The organism is Marinobacter sp. AN1 (assembly GCF_026013985.1).
Classification (GTDB): domain Bacteria; phylum Pseudomonadota; class Gammaproteobacteria; order Pseudomonadales; family Oleiphilaceae; genus Marinobacter; species Marinobacter segnicrescens.
In genome coordinates this window covers 1,292,948-1,306,433 of the sequence record NZ_CP110342.1, presented here as the reverse complement: position 1 = coordinate 1,306,433, position 13,486 = coordinate 1,292,948, and the positions used below count along the sequence as shown (strand labels likewise).

Below are 13,486 nucleotides of genomic sequence, written 5' to 3'. Positions count from 1 at the left end.
ACATTACGCCGTGATCATCCGCCGATGGGTGTGTATCGCCATCAGTACGCCAAAAGCGGACATCAGCGTCACAATGGACGTACCACCGTAGCTGATCAGGGGCAGCGGGACCCCGACCACGGGAAGCAGGCCACTGACCATGCCGATATTGACCACGATATAAACGAAAAAGGTCATTGTCAGCGCTCCGGCCAGCAAGCGACTGAACGAGTCCTGGGCATTGGCCGCAATGTACAGGCAACGGAGGATAATCAGGGTGTAGGCGGCCAACAACGTAGCCAGACCCAGGAAACCGAACTCCTCCGCCAGGACTGCCACAATGAAGTCGGTATGACTTTCCGGCAAAAACTCCAGGTGGGACTGGGTACCCTGAAGCCACCCCTTTCCACTCCATCCACCAGATCCAATGGCTGTCGTCGACTGGATGATATTCCAGCCTGCACCCAGCGGATCGCTCTGAGGGTCCAGAAGGGTGAGTACCCGCTGTTTCTGATAGTCCCGCATCACAAAGTGCCACATCAGCGGTGCAGCGACTCCCAGCAGGGCGAAGAAGCCGGTGATCAGCTTCCAGCTCAGCCCGGCGAAAAAGACCACGAACATACCAGCCGCGCCCACCAGCAGGGAGGTACCCAGATCCGGTTGCTGGATGATCAGCCCCATGGGCAAAAGCACCAGGCCAACGGCAATCACCACATGACGAAACCTCGGAGGAAGATACTGCCGGGACAGGTACCAGGCGGCCATCATTGGAACCACCAGTTTCATGATCTCCGATGGCTGGAACCGGGGCAGGCCCGGCAATGCGAGCCACCGCTGGGCCCCCTTCGCGCCAACACCGACCACCAACACCGCCACGAGCCCGGCCATACCAGCGACATACAACCATGGCGACCAGCGCCGGTATACGGCTGGATCCAACTGGGCAAAGATAAACAGGGCAGCAAACGCGACGCCGAAGCGGATCGCCTGGGCCCTGACCGCAGCCATGCTGGCATCTGCGCCACTATAGAGAACGATCAGGCCACCTCCGGCCACCAGCGCCAACAGCAGCAACAGTAGCGGGTCAATGTGAAGTCTGTGCCACAGACTTGTGGGTCTTTGCAGACCGCTGGAGGCCTGGACGCTGGCAGCACGGCCCATCATGGCTGAGCCTCCCCGGCCTGGCTGATCACTGTTGGTTCTGAGTCCTGCATCTGCAGCCAGGCATCAAACATGGCTCTTGCGACCGGTGCTGCAGTACCGCTACCACTGCCACCATTCTCGACGATAACAGAAACCACGATGCGAGGATCATCTACCGGCGCAAAGCCGACAAACAGCGCGTGGTCGCGAAGACGCTCACGGATCTCCTCGGCATCATATTCTTCATCTTCCGCCAGGCTGAACACCTGGGCGGTTCCTGTTTTGCCAGCCATACGGTAGTCAGCCCCTTCTGCAGCCCCCCGTGCGGTGCCCCTGGGGCCATGCATGACGTCTTCCATTGAGTCAACTACGAACTCCCAGTCATCGTGGTTATCCACCGTCAAATCTTCCATGGTTTCCGGGGGAAGAACGTCGTCCAGCGGCGTGTCACCCCTGACATCCTTCAGCATTCTGGGCTGCACCCAGCCACCCCGGTTCGCCACCACCAGCGTGGCGGTCGCCAGCTGCATGGGCGTTGCCAGGAAAAAACCCTGGCCAATGCTCATGTTTACCGAGTCACCCGTGTACCAGGGCTCGTTGCGCATACCCCGCTTCCAGTCCCTGGAAGGCAGCAAGCCCGGCAGGGCTCCGCCGACGTCCAGGGTCGCATCCATCCCGAAGCCGAAGCCGGACAGGTACTGGTGCATGACATCAACGCCCATCTCGACGCCAAGGTCATAGAAATAGATATCACAGGATTCCGCCACCGCCCGGCGGCCATCAACCCAGCCATGGCCTCCCCGTTTCCAGTCGCGATATCGACGCCCCTTGTCATTGATCTGGTAATAGCCCGGGTCCCAGATGGTGGTTTCCCGCGTCACCGTCCCACTGTCCAGGCCCGCCATCAGAAGCATGGGCTTGATGGTAGACCCGGGCGGGTACTGGCCTCGCAACGCCCGATTGAACAAAGGTTTGTCACGGGATTCACTGAGCGCCCGGTAATTGTCAACGCTGATTCCCGTCACAAACTGGTTAGCATCAAAACCTGGAACGCTGGCCAGGGCAATAATGCCCCCATCCCTCGGATCAATAGCGACAATGGCACCACGGTGGCCCTCCAGCAGCTCGAAGGCCCGCTGCTGCAGACGCATGTCCAGGTGAAGCACCAGGTCTTCGCCCGGCACCGGGTTTTCACGTTCAAGCACCCTGAGAGTACGGCCCCGGGCATTGGTTTCCACATGCTCATAACCGACACGGCCATGAAGAGTCTCCTCGTACACCCGCTCAACACCGGACTTGCCGATGTAGTTGGTACCGGCATAGTTCACCGGGTCGATGCGCTGAAGCTCTTCACGATTGACCCGTCCCACGTAACCCAGGGCATGGGCGTTGAGTTCACCAAATGGATAGTGGCGCACCAGTTCGGCGCTGACTTCGACCCCGGGCAACTCGTGCCGGTGCACAGCCATACTGGCAATTTCCTGCTCTGTCAGGTCGTAATGCAGGGGCAATTCCTGGAAGGGTCGACGGGGCTCCTGGAGCCGGCGGCGAAACCGGTCAACATCCTCTTCGGAAATGGTCAGCAAGGCCTGCAGACGTTCCAGGGTGGCATCCATGTTCTCCACCCTCTCAGGAACCAGGGTCACGCTGAACACCGGCCGGTTCTCGGCAATCAGAGTGCCGTTGCGGTCATAGATCAGGCCACGGGTCGGTGGTACCGAGCGAACCTGTACCCGGTTGCGGTCAGAAATCGTGGTATAGGTTTCGTGTTCGATGACCTGTAACTGATAGAAGCGGCCAATAAGGATGCCGAACAACACAACCACCAGCCCCAGCATGACCAGGGCCCGGCGCTGGAAGAGTCGCCGTTCGGCGGCTGTGTCCTTGAATTCACCCCAGGCCATGGGAAGGTCCTACGCGCGGTGGTATGGGTGGTTTCGGGTGATGGTCCAGGCCCGATAGAGCTGCTCGGCGAGCAGGATGCGTACCAGCGGATGCGGCAGGGTGAGCGGCGACAGGGACCATTGCTGGTCCGCCCGCTCACGGCACGCCGGGTGAAGGCCGTCGGGCCCCCCCACCAGGAAGCTGATGTCGCGACCATCGAGCTGCCAGCTTTCCAGTTGCCGGGACAGTGTCTCAGTTGACCAGGGGCGGCCGCCAACCTCCAGGGCAACCACGTAATCGCTGTCACCAGTCGCCGCCAGCACTGCGTCGGCCTCCTGCCTCATCAGGCGATTGATGTCGGGATTCTTGCCGCGGTGTGGCATGGCGATTTCAATCAGCTCAAGCGGCAGCTCCCGGGGCATACGGCGGGCGTATTCCTGGTAGCCTTCGGTAACCCAGCCGGGCATTTTCTGGCCGACACAGACAAGCTTCAGCCGCATGGCTATTCGCTGCCGGCGGCACCCAGGCCCGGGGCATCCCGCCACAGACGCTCGAGGTCATAGAACTCACGGGTCGCGGGCATCATGACGTGGACCACTACGTCACCCAGGTCAACCAGGATCCAGTCGCTGGAATCCGCGCCTTCTACCTTGGCTTCGCGGATGCCGCGATCTTTCACTTCCTTGACGACGGACTCAGCCAGGGACCGCAGGTGGCGGCCGGATGTGCCCGAGGCAAGGATCATGAAGTCCGTCACGCTGGTACGGTCGGTCACGTCCAGTACACTGATGTCCTTCGCCTTCAGGTTCTCCAGTGCCTCGATAACAATATCTTTCAGTTCTTCTGCCTGCATAATGATCCTGTCATGTATACCCGGGCCGGGCCGGATACAGGGAGTGGGTAAGTGGGCATGTACAGACTGGCTAGTGTATCACCAATCAACGCCCACACTCATCGCCGTCACTGCCGTAAAGCCCCAATTCTTCGATCCTGGCCAGGACGGGGTCAGGCACCAGGTAACGTATTGAACGACCGGACGCCAGCCGCGCCCGGATACCGGTGGCGGAAATATCAAGCAGCGGAGGCTCCACCTCAAGGATATACCCCGCAGGTGCCCTGCCCAGCATGGCCGGATTAGTCACCCGGCGTTCAAACAATAACCGCGAGGGCGGAGAATCCGGGGGCAGACCGGCCTGGGGCCGTGTGACCAGCACAATATGGGCGAGTTCCGGAATGGATGACCATTCCTGCCATCGGTCAAAACCGGCAAAGGAGTCGGTTCCGAGTACCATTACCAGTGGATCGTCCGGACCAATTTCCTCCCGCAGGTGACGCAAGGTATCCGCCGTATAGGACGACCCGCCCCGGACCAGTTCGCGATCATCCACGCCAAGGCCGGGCTCATCGGCGATCGCCAGCCTCAGCAACTCCAGGCGGTGCTCGCTGGAGCCGCCTGGATCGCCACGGTGGGGCGGGATATGACAAGGGACCAGGTCGATCCGGTTAACCCCCAGGGTTTCCCGTAATTCAATGGCCACCCGCAGGTGGCATTGTGGATCGGATCGAAGGTGCCGCCGTAGATAACATGCATGGTCAGGTACGGATATGTCCGTCGCCAAACACCACGTACTTCTGCGAGGTAAGCCCCTCAAGACCCACGGGACCACGGGCGTGGATCTTGTCGGTAGAAATGCCGATCTCGGCACCCAGACCATATTCGAAACCGTCAGCAAAGCGGGTGGAGGCGTTCACCATCACCGAACTGGAGTCCACCTCAGTAATGAACCGGCGAGCGCGGGTGTAGTTTTCGGTAATAATGCTGTCAGTGTGTTGCGAGCTGTAACGGTTGATGTGCGCTATGGCTCCGTCGAGCCCATCGACTACCCGCACCGCGAGCACAGGGCCCAGATACTCTTCGTACCAGTCGTCTTCGGTGGCCGCTGCCATATCCGGAACGATGGCGCGACTGGCGTCACAGCCCCGTAACTCCACCGAATGCTCGCGGAAAGCGCCGGCCAGCAAGGGCAGTATGTCCGCCGCAATCTCCTGGTCAACCAGCAGGGTTTCCATGGTGTTGCAGGTGCCGTAACGCTGTGTTTTGGCGTTGATCGCAACCTTGAGGGCTTTTTCCGGATCCGCGTGGGCATCCACATAGACATGGCATACACCGTCCAGGTGCTTGATCACCGGCACCCTGGCATCCCTGCTGATACGCTCGATCAGCCCCTTGCCACCCCGGGGGACGATCACGTCAACAAATTCCGGCATGGTAATCATCGCACCCACCGCTGCCCGGTCGGTGGTGCGAACCACCTGTACCGAGGCCTCCGGCAGCCCGGCCGCCCGGAGACCTGTCACCAGGCACTCGGCAATGGCCTGGTTGGAATGAATGGCCTCGGACCCGCCCCGCAGGATGGTCGCGTTACCCGACTTCAGGCACAGGCTGGCAGCCTCTACCGTCACATTGGGGCGAGACTCGTAGATGATACCGATCACGCCCAGTGGCACCCGCATCTTGCCAACCTGGATACCGGACGGCCGGTAGGCCATATCAGTGATGGCGCCAATTGGATCCGGCAGGCCAGCAACCTGCCGCAAGCCCTCGATCATTGCATCAATGCGGGCCGGGGTGAGTTCCAGGCGGTCCAGCATGGCCGCTTCCAGGCCATTGCTGCGACCGTTTTCCAGATCCTTGCCATTGGCTTCCGCAAGCTCGTTACGGGCGGCATCCAGGGCCCCGGCAGTGGCCAGCAGCGCCCGGTTGCGGGTAGCCGTAGAAGAACGGGCTATGGCGGTGGCTGCCTGACGAGCCTGCTCGCCAACCTCCGCCATGTAGGCTGCAATATCCATGGATCGGTAACTCCGCTTTGGAACTGATGCATCAATGAAAATCAGGCGACTATTATGCCCGACGACGGCGCGTTTGGCACATTGATGTTATCATTCATACCAGACCGACAGTCCAACGGAACCAACTTCAGGAAGGACGAGAGCATGGCCCAGAAGGCTGAGCGATTTGTATTGAGCCGGCTCGCCTGGCTGGGCACCATGGCTCTGCTGGCCCTCGCGATATTCTGTCTGGTTACGGACGATATCCCGGCAGCCCTGGCCGCGCTGGTCACTGCGGGCATCGTTCGCACCAGCCCCGCCCTGCCCCTGGGTCAACAGCGGCACTGGCAACTGGCCAATCACCTGCTGATACTCAGCCTTACACTGATCCTGGTGACTGCGCTCTGGCTCGACTCAGCCTCTTTGCGCTACTGGCTGTTCGCCCTGCCCCTGCTCATCCTTGGAATGCTTCCTCCGCGAACGGGTGTTCCGCTTGCCCTGGTCGCCATGGCCACTTTTCTGCTGGGGCTTGCCTCACTGACAGGCGACTCCTCACGGCACCAGATCATAGCTCCCCTGGTGCTGACCAGCGCCCTGGCTGGCGTGTTCTTCCTGCTACGCCACTACAAGGCACGCCAGCTGTTACCATTGCGTCGGTCCGATGAACTGACCCAGGCGGCAAGCCGGGAGTACCTGACCGCCGACCTGTACAAGGAGATACAGCGCAGCGAACGGGAAGGATTGGACCTTTCCGTCATCATGCTGGGCCTGGACGCCCATCTCAGCGCCCCGGAAACCGACCAGGACCTCGAGGCCCTGCTACCCCGGATCGGACGCTACCTGCCTTCCCGGCTAAGGGATTTCGATACCTGGTACAGGGTGGCAGACGTCCAGTTCCTGATCATTCTGCCGGGAATGGCGACCGCCGGCGCCAGCGCGAGGGCAGAGCAACTCCGTCTCGGCCTGATCTCATTACTGGAATCCCACGGCCTGGACGTCACCGTCAGCGCTGGCGTTGCCGGCCTGAACATTGGCGATAACGCGGACACACTCCAGCATGCGGTAGCGTCTGCGCTGCAGGGGGCCCAGAAAAAGGGAGGCAACCGGGTGCAGACCTGGAGCACCTGGTCCCACACACCGCCGTCCGACACCGTAAGGAGCCCGGCCACGTGACCGAAACCCGTCTGAGAACGCTCACCAGCGTCCTGGCCTATGGTTTAAGCGCTGCTGTTTTCGCCATGCTCGCCCTGCAGAACCTGCGTTACGGGTTCTACACCCTGTGCTATCTCGCAGCGGGCCTCAGCGCCATCAGCCTGGGCAGCTGCGTCTACACTTTGTGGGTGAGCCGGTATCAGCTCCGGGCCCGAGGCCACCTGGTCGCATTGACACTGTTACATGGGGTTGCCCTGACAGGCGCCATGTCAGCACCGGGTAACGGCATTTTCTGGAGCCTGCCCATACTGGTATTGACCTACCTCGTGCTACCACTTCGACAGGCCCTGAAAGTGACGCTGCCGGTTGCGGTATTAGTGGCAATGCTTGTTGCGTGGCAACTGCCTGCCAGCGAGAGCCTTCCTGCCATCGCGGCGCTGGCAACCCTGGTGGCCAGCGCCGGCCTCGCCAGCTGGCATTACGACCATATGGCCCAGTCGGCCGAGGACCTGGCGATTATCGATCCGCTTACCGGAGCCCATAACGCCCGGTTCCTCGATGAGACACTGCAAAAGGAAATCAGCCGGGCCCGCGCCACCACCCACCCGGTTTCTGTGCTGATGATGGACATCGACCATCGCGGCCAGATTAGTGAAATGCTCGGCGACGGACAAATGCCACACCTGTATCGCAGGCTGGCAGAGCACCTCTTCACCCTGATTCGTGCCGGTGACACCCTCTACTTCCTGGGTGAGGGCCGCTTCTGCCTGATACTCCCATTTACTCCCGAGGAGGGCGCGCGAGTGACGGCCGAACGTATACGCCGCAGTATTGCCGAAGCCGGCTGGCCCCAGGTCGGGCGCATGACGGTCAGCATCGGTGCCACCACCCATATCAGCCAGGATAGCCTGGGTGAGCGCCTCCGCCAGCGAGCCACCGACGCCCTGGAAGAGGCCTGTCGTCGAGGCCAGGACCACGTCTGGTTCAACGCGGATGCCCACCAGGTAAGCTGAGTGCAGCCAATGATCCAGGACCTGACCCTCTGGCTGGCGACCAACCCTGGCTGGCTCTCAGCTGCCGTGTTTGCAACCGCGCTACTTGAATCGTTGGCTGTCGCAGGCATTCTGGTGCCAGGCGTAGCGATCCTTTTTGCAATTGCGGTACTGGCCGGCCAGACGGGCACGCCGGTTTTGTACATCCTGGTCTGGGGTGCTGCGGGAGCCATTGTTGGTGACCTGCTGAGTTTCTGGCTGGGTCAACGGCTGAGAGGAAGACTTCACCAGGTCTGGCCCTTCCGCCGACATCCGGTCATGGTGCGCCGGGCCGAAAGCCTGTTTGTACGCCACGGAGGCAAGAGCGTCGTGATCGGGCGGTTCGTAGGGCCCGTACGGCCATTTATCCCCATGGTGGCCGGCGCATTCAACATGCCAGCCCGCCGCTTTGTACTGGTAAATATTGCGTCCGCCCTTGCCTGGGCACCCTGTTACCTGCTGCCCGGTTTTGCCGTGGGTGCCGCCCTTGCGGGGCCTGAACCGATACCACCGGCACTATATGGCCTGGGCGCCGGCGCTGCCGGGGTGCTGCTGCTGGCGTGGTTCCTTTTCGTTCGCATGCAACTGGGGCTGCGCAACCGCAGCCGCCTCTACCAATGGCTTGAGCAATCCATGGCACGGTACAACGCCACCCACCGGTTCTGGCGAGCCCTTTACAGTGAGCGGCCTGCACAGGGAGGCGAGTTCCCCCTGGCCTCCCTGTGCCTGGCGCTGGGGGCAAGCGGTGGCTTTGTACTCTGGAGTCTTTTCAGTCAGGCAACAGGCTTGCTGCTGTCGCTCGACCACTACTTTCGGGATCTTACCGATACCCTCCGCAGCCCCCTGACCGACCCGGTGTTCCTGCTGCTGACACTGGCCGGGGACCCACCGGTTCTGGTGGTCGGCTCGGTGCTGATGGCCAGCGCACTGTTTTTGCGGGGCTATTACAGTGCCGCCGCGCACCTGGTAGTCGCACTGTTACTGACTGGCGTGAGCGTTACCCTGCTGAAAAACGGCTTCGCCATTGCCCGCCCCACGCTGGTGACCGAACCACCGGCAAGCTTCGCCTTTCCCAGTGGCCACGCCGCCGGGATTACCGTTTTTACGGGCATGGCGGCGGCCTTTGTCGCCAGGGAGTGGCGACCTGCAAGGCGCTGGCGAATCTACCTGGTGTTCAGCGTGCCCATGGTTCTGGTCGCTGTCAGCCGGGTGGCACTGGGAGTACACTGGTTCACTGATGTGGTGGGCGGACTGTTACTGGGACTGGCAATCTGTGGCCTGGTGCGTGCCAGCTACAGCCGGTATGACCGCACACCATTGTCTGCGGATAGTTTTACCGGGCTTGCAGTGGTGCTGTGGGCAGCGTTCCTGGGATCTTACATCTGGTGGCAATGGTCACCGGCTCGACTGGTCTATTCGTTTCCCGGTTAAGAGAGTGCCCGCAGCTTGCAGGCCGTCAGTCCATGGCATCCAGTAGCGATGACAACCGGTCGAGTCGTTCCAGCGGATCCTGGTATTCAAGCAATCGCTGTTTTTCCTGGCTGTCCAGGGGTAGTAGCTCTGTCAGGCGCCACCCCACCTCCCGCGCACTGGCGAAATCAACCGTCAGCTCCAGCTTGTTGACCACCGGATGCCGCAGCAACGCGCGAAGCACCGCCGCCAGCTCCGAATAAGCAGACGGCAAGGTGTCCTCCGGTTCCTCGGGCAGACGCTCAACGTCGCCCAGATTGAGGCCATCGGGCGCGCGCCAACTGCGGCTGACCGCAACTTTCCATAGCCCCTCTGCGGTAATCCCCAGCAGGCCGTTATCCAGCTGCTGGAAGTCCGTGATCTGCACGTAGGTACCGATATCGTAGAACGCCGCCTGGCTGTCAACCTCCTGCCCCTCTCTCAGCAACACCACCACGAAACCCTGCTGCTCCCTCAGGCACCGGGCCAGCATGTCCAGATAACGGGGCTCAAACAGCTGCAGGGGTATACGGCCTCCGGGAAGTACCGTCGAGCTCAGGGGAAACAGGGGGACGGCTGAAACCATGCTCACTGCCCCGCCAGAAGTCGCTGCAGTTCGTCCAGTCGCTCCCTGGCTGCCTCCAGCAGTTTGAGACTGCGGGAAGCCGTCAGTTCGAGGGCGCCAAGTCGACGGTAGGCGGGAACCTGTTCGAACTCGGGCAAACCATCGTTACGACCCTCCGAAATGCGGGCGTGGAGTCGGGAAACAATTACCAGGTCCACCAGTTGTGGGCGCTCTTCAGGGCACTCATAGAACCAGTCATCGCCGTGCCGCGCAGCTTCCACGAAGGCCGCCGGGAAGTGCCAGTGATCCAGGATGGCTGCACCGATGTCCGACTGCAGTTCGGCAAGGGCCCGCTCCAGGGCGGCAGGGCTGGCCACCAGGGCGGGATGGTGCTCGGCATGCACCAGAACCGGAATCGCCCCAATGTTGTGCAACAAACCGGCCAACAGGGCTTCCTCTGGCTCAAGGCGGGTCGCCGACTCCGCCAGTACGTAGGCCAGCGCCCCGACACTTCGTGCTTCCTGCCAGAGCCTGTCCATGGCTTTCTGCAATTCCGGTTGCCGGCTGCGGAACACTTCACGCAGGGCAAATACGGTAACCAGCTGACGGGTAGTCCTTACTCCCAGCCGGACAACGCCGTCGCGTACATTGCGAACCTCGCTGAACCCCCGGTAAAGCGCACTGTTACATGAGCGAACCAGCTTGGCGGACATGGCCGGATCTGCGGTCAGGGCGCGGGCAATGTCATCAGCCGAGGAGTCCTCCCGGTCAGCCAGCCGCCGGACCTTCCAGGCAACGTCCGGGAGGCTTGGCAGGCTGACCTGGTTCGACCTGAGCTCGGCGTAGAACTCCATCAGCAGCCGATGTTCTTCATCGGCATCTCCGTCACTGGCACTGCCGCCGTCTGAATGCTCGAGGGGAGCGGCTTGCAGTAGCTTGTTCAGCACGGCCTGTTCAATCACCAGGAACTCACAGGGCTGTATGGCGGTGACATCAAACATTCTCGGTTGCAGGCGGGCTATGGCGGTGTTTGCCTTGTCCGTATCGGCGCTCACAGTGGTCTGTCGGCCATCAGCAGCGACCAGTTCCACGGCGCCCTTGAGCAGGAAGAAGTCCATACCATCCCGGGCTCCCCGCTCAACGATCTTCTGACCGGGGCGGTGCACCCGGCGTTCAGCCCGACTGACCAGCACCACGAGCTGCTCATCGGTCAGACGATCAAGCGGACGGAATTCTCTGAGCCGGCTCAGCGCCAGGTTTTCACGAACGGTCATTGACAACTCCCTGTTCCGGACAGCAGACAAACATCCCGGAAAATATCACCCTCGGTTAAAGGGCGCCCTGAGCCGGATATTCAGTGGCAACAGTTGATCTGCGCTGAAATCCGCACCTTTCCGGGAACGGTTACCCGGACTGTGAAGTATTGTAAATACCGCCGGGGAAAACAACCATGCGATACGCCGGTAATCTGGTATCCTCAACGGTTTGCATCCAGCCCGTGCTCCAGCCGGCCACTGTGCTGTAGCGGCATCTTCCCCGTCCCGGGGCAGAAGTGTGCCCGGACAAAACACGGCTCCAACTGACCGTTGAACAAAGCGAGAGACCAGCCATGCCAGACTATCGTTCACGCACCTCAACCGCCGGCCGCAACATGGCGGGGCCCGGGCCCTTTGGCGAGCCACGGGGATGAAAGACGATGACTTCGGCAAACCCATTATTGCCGTTGCCAACTCCTTCACCCAGTTCGTACCCGGGCATGTCCATCTCAAGGACCTTGGGCAACTGGTCTGCCGGGAGATCGAGGCCGCCGGCGGTGTTGCCAAGGAGTTCAACACCATTGCGGTGGACGACGGCATTGCCATGGGCCATGACGGCATGCTCTATTCGCTGCCATCCCGTGAGATCATTGCGGACTCGGTGGAGTACATGGTCAACGCCCATTGCGCCGATGCCCTGGTGTGCATCTCCAACTGCGACAAGATCACCCCGGGCATGCTGATGGCTGCCATGCGGCTTAACATCCCCACCATCTTTGTCTCCGGCGGCCCCATGGAAGCTGGCAAGACCAAGCTGTCCGAACACAAGCTGGACCTGGTGGACGCCATGGTCATCGCCGCTGACCCCAATGCCAGCGACGAGCAGGTGCAAGAGTACGAGCGCAGCGCCTGCCCCACCTGCGGTTCATGCTCGGGTATGTTTACCGCCAACTCCATGAACTGCCTGACCGAAGCTATCGGCCTGGCACTACCCGGCAATGGTTCAACGCTGGCCACCCACTCTGACCGCGAGCGTCTGTTCCTCTGGGCCGGCCGGCAGATCGTCGAAAACGCCCGCCGTTACTACGAGCAGGACGACGCCAGCGTACTGCCCCTGAGTATCGCCTCCATGGCCGCCTTCGAAAACGCCATGGTGATGGATATTGCCATGGGCGGGTCCACCAACACGATCCTGCACCTTCTTGCTGCAGCCCAGGAAGGCGGGGTGCCGTTCACCCTCAATGAAATCGACCAGCTTTCCCGTAAGGTGCCACAGTTGTGCAAGGTAGCGCCGAACTCACCCCTGTACCACATGGAAGACGTACACCGGGCCGGTGGCATCATGGGGATCCTCGGCGAACTGGAGAGGGGCGGGCTGATTAACACCGACCTGCCCACCGTACACAGCCGAACCATGGCCGAGGCGCTGGACAAGTGGGACATCATGCGCAACCCGACCCCGGATGTGGTGGAATTCTACAAGGCTGGCCCCGCCGGCATTCCGACCCAGGAGGCCTTCAGTCAGAGCACCCGCTGGCCCTCGCTGGATGGTGACCGGGAGAACGGCTGTATCCGCTCGGTTGAACATGCCTATTCCTCCGAGGGCGGCCTGGCCGTCCTGTATGGCAACATTGCCCGGGATGGCTGCGTGGTTAAAACCGCGGGTGTGGATGAGAGCATCTACGTGTTCGAAGGCCGGGCCCGTGTGTTCGAAAGCCAGGACGCCGCCGTGGAGGGCATTCTGGGCGACCAGGTCAAAGCTGGCGAAGTGGTGATCATTCGTTACGAAGGGCCGAAAGGGGGCCCGGGCATGCAGGAAATGCTCTACCCGACCAGTTACCTGAAATCAAAGGGGCTGGGCAAGGAGTGCGCTCTTCTCACCGACGGCCGGTTCTCAGGCGGCACATCCGGCCTGTCCATCGGCCACGCATCACCGGAGGCCGCTGCAGGAGGCGCCATTGGCCTTATCGAGGACGGCGACCTGATCCGCATCGATATTCCCAATCGCAGCATCAATGTGGAGATCGACCAGCATGAGCTGGACCGGCGGCGCGAACAGCGTGACGCCGAGGGCTGGAAGCCGGCATCCCCCAGGATCCGTAAAGTGTCTGCAGCCCTGAAAGCCTATGCCCTGCTGGCCACCAGCGCTGACAAGGGTGCCGTGCGGGATCTCACCAAACTGGATTGACCCGGCAGCA

Annotated in this window: 10 protein-coding genes and 2 pseudogenes; 4 read left to right on the top strand and 8 right to left on the bottom strand. The window is 61.4% G+C overall.

Features of this window, described 5'->3' with window-relative positions; translation table 11 throughout:
* Positions 1–3: 3 nt before the first annotated feature.
* From rodA to LJ360_RS05875, 6 genes and pseudogenes are all read right to left on the bottom strand, one after another.
* A complete protein-coding gene (gene rodA / locus LJ360_RS05900) occupies positions 4–1,143 on the bottom strand; it encodes a rod shape-determining protein RodA (RefSeq protein WP_264995570.1) in 1,140 nt (379 codons plus the stop codon).
* Positions 1,140–3,026, bottom strand: a complete 1,887-nt coding sequence (gene mrdA, locus LJ360_RS05895; protein ID WP_264995569.1) for a penicillin-binding protein 2 — start codon at positions 3,024–3,026, stop codon at positions 1,140–1,142. The genes rodA and mrdA overlap by 4 nt, the downstream gene beginning before the upstream one ends.
* A 9-nt stretch (positions 3,027–3,035) precedes the next feature.
* Positions 3,036–3,506, bottom strand: a complete 471-nt coding sequence (rlmH, locus tag LJ360_RS05890; RefSeq protein ID WP_264995568.1) for a 23S rRNA (pseudouridine(1915)-N(3))-methyltransferase RlmH — start codon at positions 3,504–3,506, stop codon at positions 3,036–3,038.
* A gap of 2 nt (positions 3,507–3,508) precedes the next feature.
* Entirely contained in the window at positions 3,509–3,859 is a 351-nt protein-coding gene (rsfS, locus tag LJ360_RS05885) for a ribosome silencing factor (RefSeq protein WP_264995567.1), read from the bottom strand.
* A gap of 85 nt (positions 3,860–3,944) precedes the next feature.
* Positions 3,945–4,597: pseudogene (gene nadD / locus LJ360_RS05880) on the bottom strand (nicotinate-nucleotide adenylyltransferase).
* Between the two features lie 2 nt (positions 4,598–4,599).
* On the bottom strand, positions 4,600–5,856 hold the full coding sequence (locus tag LJ360_RS05875; RefSeq protein ID WP_091853319.1) for a glutamate-5-semialdehyde dehydrogenase: 1,257 nt from the start codon (positions 5,854–5,856) through the stop codon (positions 4,600–4,602).
* A 144-nt stretch (positions 5,857–6,000) separates the two neighbouring features.
* Here LJ360_RS05875 and LJ360_RS05870 point away from each other — a divergent pair, with 144 nt between their 5' ends.
* From LJ360_RS05870 to LJ360_RS05860, 3 genes are read left to right on the top strand one after another with little or no spacing between them, the layout of a single operon-like run.
* Positions 6,001–7,008 carry a GGDEF domain-containing protein gene (locus tag LJ360_RS05870; protein ID WP_264995563.1) on the top strand — a complete coding sequence of 336 codons (1,008 nt, stop codon included), beginning with the start codon at positions 6,001–6,003 and terminating at the stop codon, positions 7,006–7,008.
* Positions 7,005–8,000, top strand: a complete 996-nt coding sequence (locus tag LJ360_RS05865) for a GGDEF domain-containing protein (protein WP_264995562.1) — start codon at positions 7,005–7,007, stop codon at positions 7,998–8,000. Before LJ360_RS05870 ends, LJ360_RS05865 begins: the two co-directional genes overlap by 4 nt.
* Positions 8,001–8,009: 9 nt before the next feature.
* Positions 8,010–9,449: a bifunctional DedA family/phosphatase PAP2 family protein gene (locus LJ360_RS05860; protein WP_264995999.1), complete on the top strand. Its 1,440-nt coding sequence runs from the start codon at positions 8,010–8,012 to the stop codon at positions 9,447–9,449.
* A 25-nt stretch (positions 9,450–9,474) separates the two neighbouring features.
* Here the strand turns inward: LJ360_RS05860 and LJ360_RS05855 are convergent, their stop codons facing one another.
* The gene (locus LJ360_RS05855) at positions 9,475–10,053 is read right to left on the bottom strand and encodes an LON peptidase substrate-binding domain-containing protein (protein ID WP_264995560.1); all 579 of its coding nucleotides are present in this window, start codon (positions 10,051–10,053) and stop codon (positions 9,475–9,477) included.
* Between the two features lie 2 nt (positions 10,054–10,055).
* Complete coding sequence (locus tag LJ360_RS05850) at positions 10,056–11,306, bottom strand: HDOD domain-containing protein (protein ID WP_091853325.1); 1,251 nt, start codon at positions 11,304–11,306, stop codon at positions 10,056–10,058.
* 335 nt (positions 11,307–11,641) lie between these two features.
* Here LJ360_RS05850 and ilvD point away from each other — a divergent pair.
* Positions 11,642–13,476, top strand: a pseudogene (gene ilvD, locus LJ360_RS05845) (dihydroxy-acid dehydratase).
* Positions 13,477–13,486 lie beyond the last annotated feature (10 nt).

Excerpts from the sequence above, each read along its gene's own strand:
- LJ360_RS05870 (WP_264995563.1), top strand. The coding sequence starts at position 6,001 with ATGGCCCAGAAGGCTGAGCGATTTGTATTGAGCCGGCTCGCCTGGCTG.
- LJ360_RS05860 (WP_264995999.1), top strand. The coding sequence starts at position 8,010 with ATGATCCAGGACCTGACCCTCTGGCTGGCGACCAACCCTGGCTGGCTC.
- LJ360_RS05850 (WP_091853325.1), bottom strand. The coding sequence starts at position 11,306 with ATGACCGTTCGTGAAAACCTGGCGCTGAGCCGGCTCAGAGAATTCCGT.
- LJ360_RS05875 (WP_091853319.1), bottom strand. The coding sequence starts at position 5,856 with ATGGATATTGCAGCCTACATGGCGGAGGTTGGCGAGCAGGCTCGTCAG.
- mrdA (WP_264995569.1), bottom strand. The coding sequence starts at position 3,026 with ATGGCCTGGGGTGAATTCAAGGACACAGCCGCCGAACGGCGACTCTTC.
- rsfS (WP_264995567.1), bottom strand. The coding sequence starts at position 3,859 with ATGCAGGCAGAAGAACTGAAAGATATTGTTATCGAGGCACTGGAGAAC.
- rlmH (WP_264995568.1), bottom strand. The coding sequence starts at position 3,506 with ATGCGGCTGAAGCTTGTCTGTGTCGGCCAGAAAATGCCCGGCTGGGTT.
- rodA (WP_264995570.1), bottom strand. The coding sequence starts at position 1,143 with ATGATGGGCCGTGCTGCCAGCGTCCAGGCCTCCAGCGGTCTGCAAAGA.
- LJ360_RS05855 (WP_264995560.1), bottom strand. The coding sequence starts at position 10,053 with ATGGTTTCAGCCGTCCCCCTGTTTCCCCTGAGCTCGACGGTACTTCCC.